This is a genomic window from Sphingobacterium sp. T2 (genome assembly GCF_000814685.1).
GTDB lineage: Bacteria > Bacteroidota > Bacteroidia > Sphingobacteriales > Sphingobacteriaceae > Sphingobacterium > Sphingobacterium thermophilum.
Genome location: NZ_JXAC01000250.1, coordinates 1 through 3,325 on the forward strand (window position 1 = coordinate 1; position 3,325 = coordinate 3,325).

Annotated in this window: 4 protein-coding genes; 3 read left to right on the forward strand and 1 reads right to left on the reverse strand. The window is 41.8% G+C overall.

The features are described from left to right. On the reverse strand, positions 1–412 hold a 412-nt coding region (locus tag SD31_RS13420), incomplete at its 3' end, for a DEAD/DEAH box helicase (RefSeq protein ID WP_039054500.1). 97 nt (positions 413–509) lie between these two features. On the opposite strand from SD31_RS13420, the gene SD31_RS13425 reads away from it, so the two are divergent. The 3 genes from SD31_RS13425 to SD31_RS13435 all read left to right on the forward strand — a co-directional run bounded on the left by SD31_RS13425 (position 510) and on the right by SD31_RS13435 (position 3,164). Next, on the forward strand, positions 510–1,475 hold the full coding sequence (locus tag SD31_RS13425; protein WP_039054501.1) for an SIS domain-containing protein: 966 nt from the start codon (positions 510–512) through the stop codon (positions 1,473–1,475). Between the two features lie 131 nt (positions 1,476–1,606). After that, positions 1,607–1,984, forward strand: a complete 378-nt coding sequence (locus SD31_RS13430) for a DUF1573 domain-containing protein (protein ID WP_039054502.1) — start codon at positions 1,607–1,609, stop codon at positions 1,982–1,984. A gap of 97 nt (positions 1,985–2,081) precedes the next feature. Then, positions 2,082–3,164, forward strand: coding sequence for a pyridoxal phosphate-dependent aminotransferase (locus SD31_RS13435; protein WP_231561663.1), 1,083 nt, complete (start codon positions 2,082–2,084; stop codon positions 3,162–3,164). The last annotated feature ends 161 nt before the right edge of the window (positions 3,165–3,325 follow it).

The following is a 3,325-nucleotide window of genomic DNA, read 5'->3' on the forward strand; positions in this document are numbered from 1 at the left end:
AATATTTAMCGTCTGCAAAAATGCCAACATTGTCTTCCTTGGTCAGCGACTCCGGCGCCACATAGAGCAACTTAGTCTTTCCGGACGACACATCGGCCTTCACTTTGGTGATCTCTCCCTTGGTAAGGGAAGAGTTTAGAAAATGTGCTATGCTTTCCCTTCCTCCAAAAGCCCTTAGCTGGTCCACCTGATTTTTCATCAAAGCGATAAGAGGCGATATCACTATCGCTGTCCCCTCACTCATCAAAGCAGGTAACTGATAGCAAATGGATTTGCCTCCTCCGGTAGGCATGATGACGAAAGTATCTTTTTCGTTTAGTATGTTGGTAATAATGGCTTCTTGGTCTCCCTTAAATGTGTCAAATCCGAAGAACTCTTGAAGGTTGTCGTACAAAGATTTTTCTATTTCCATCAGCGCAGTTACAAAAATATAAGTAGACTATTGCTCCTCTAAAAATTAAATACTCTATTTTTGTCTAAAAATAAGAATAAAAATAAGGAGATTTTACGTGAAAAACAATTCAGAAATTAAAAAAGAGGCCATAGATGTGCTGCTCTTGGAAGCTAAAGCACTAGAAGCCATGACGAAAAGAATTACAGACGATTTCGCTGAAGTTGTCAACACCATATTAAATCTGAAAGGTCGTGTTATTGTTTCAGGAATAGGAAAAAGCGCCATCATAGCCCAGAAGATTGTAGCTACCTTAAATTCTACCGGAACGCCAGCAATTTTCATGCATGCCGCCGATGCCATTCATGGGGATTTGGGGATCATCCAAGAAGATGACCTGATTATCGTCATCTCCAAAAGCGGCAACACTCCGGAAATAAAGGTGCTGATTCCATTCCTCAAGCAAACAAAAAACAAGCTTGTCGCCATCGTAGGAAATCTAAATTCCTTCTTGGCGCAACAAGCTGACTTTATCTTGGACACCACAGTAGAACGTGAAGCCTGCCCTAACAACCTAGCTCCTACTACGAGCACTACAGCACAGCTGGCCATGGGTGATGCACTAGCCGTATGTCTCCAGACTCTTCGCCACTTTACAGACCGCGACTTCGCCAAATATCATCCCGGAGGGGCATTAGGCAAGCAGCTTTACCTGAAAGTTAAAGACGTACTATCAATCAATGGCAAGCCGGAAGTGCCTAGCAACGCCTCTATACGCGATGTCATCATCTCCATTACCAAATTTAGGCTCGGTGCTACCGTAGTGACCGACAATAACCAGATAGTAGGAATCATTACCGATGGAGATATACGCCGTATGCTGGAAAACCATCAGGACACCTCCATATTGTCTGCCAAAGACATTATGTCCCAAAACCCAAAGAATATAGAACAGGATGAACTGGCTATCAACGCTTTCCACAAAATGAAAGAAAACAGCATCTCGCAGCTGATCGTCCTTGACCAAGGAGAGTATGTCGGAATCGTACACCTACAAGATCTCTTGAAGGAAGGCATAATTTAATATTGGAATATGAATATATTCAATGTAAAATTATTGTGGTTTTTAAATTGTTTGCTATTTTTAGACGTAACTTTGGCAATATAATTGCAAACAGTAGTCAAACAGAAACATCTTTTACAAAGGAAAGAACTATGAAAAAATTAGTATATACTGCTGCTACCATCATTTCGTTTATCGCCCTCACTTCCATGACTTTATTGCAGATGGGAGAATTTAAGTTCGAAAGCGAGTCACATGATTTTGGCACCATTCCATTCAACAAGCCTGCATCCCATGAGTTTGTGTTCACCAACGTAGGAAAAGCTCCTATTATCATTTCGGAGGTAGCCCCTTCCTGTGGCTGTTCGGTAGCAGACTATTCCAAATCGCCGGTAAAACCGGGAGAATCGGGTAAAATAAAAGTTACTTACAATGCAGCGGCGAAAGGACCTTTCACCAAGTCTTTCGTGGTGAAGTCCAACACCAAAACCCCGGTTAAGACCCTTACCATCAAAGGTAATGTAGAATAATATTAACGACTATAAAATTTATGATAGCCGTATCAAAATGATTTGATACGGCTATTTTTTAACCTATATTTGTAGCCAGAAAATAATATTGAATACTATGCCAAAGATTTCTCAGAAAGGCATTAACATGCCTGCTTCACCTATTCGTAAACTTACTCCTTTTGCTGACCAAGCTAAAAAAGAAAGGGAAAAAAATAATAATCATCTAAATATCGGTCAACCTGACATCGAGACTCCTGAAGTAATGCTTAACGCTTTGAAAAATATAGACTTCAAAGTATGGGCTTATACTCCTTCGGAAGGTACCGCTTCTTATCGTCAGAAGTTGGCGCAATACTATAACAAATTAAACTATAACATACAACCTACAGATATTTTGGTGACCAACGGCGGTTCGGAGGCTATCACCATAGCCATGCAGGCTTGTCTTAACCCGGGAGAAGAAGTGATCATCCCAGAGCCTTTCTACGCCAACTACAATGGCTTTGCCTGCTCGGCAGATGTAGTCGTAAAGCCTATCATGTCCTACATCGACAACGGCTTCGCCTTACCTCCTATCGCAGAATTTGAAAAGCTGATCACCGAAAAGACCAAAGCTATCGCTATCTGTAATCCTAATAACCCTACAGGATACCTTTACTCGCGTGAGGAGCTAGAAGCACTGAAAGGGCTGTGTCTGAAATATGACCTGTACTTATTCTCCGATGAAGCTTACCGTGAATTTTGCTATGATGGCCGCGAGTTCGTCTCTCCAATGCACTTGGAAGGCTTGGAAGACCATGTGGTAGTATTTGACACCGTATCGAAAAGATACTCTGCTTGTGGTGCACGTATAGGCTGTCTTATCACCAAAAACAAAGAACTTTATCTTACAGCGCTGAAGTTCGCTCAAGCCCGTCTCTCTCCATCTCTTGAAGGGCAGATAGCATCGGAAGCTGCTATTGACACTCCTGATTCCTATTTCGAAGCGGTATCCAAAGAATATACAGCAAGACGTGACACGCTTGTCCAAGGTCTTAACGCCATCGAAGGCGTTTACTGCCCTAATCCCGGAGGTGCCTTCTATGTGGTAGCCAAATTACCTATTGACAACGCAGACAAATTCTGTCAATGGATGTTAGAGAAGTTCTCTTACGAAAACGAAACAGTAATGATGGCCCCTGCTAACCGGATTTTATAGCACACCAGGAGCAAGGACAAAACGAAGTACGCCTTGCTTATGTCTTGAAGCAGGAAGATACCTTAAAAAAGCATTGGTATGCTTAAGGAAAAAGGTTTGGCCTGCTTCTCGGGCAGAACGATTAATAAAATCAAAAAGTCAAAATATTCTAAATAAAAAGA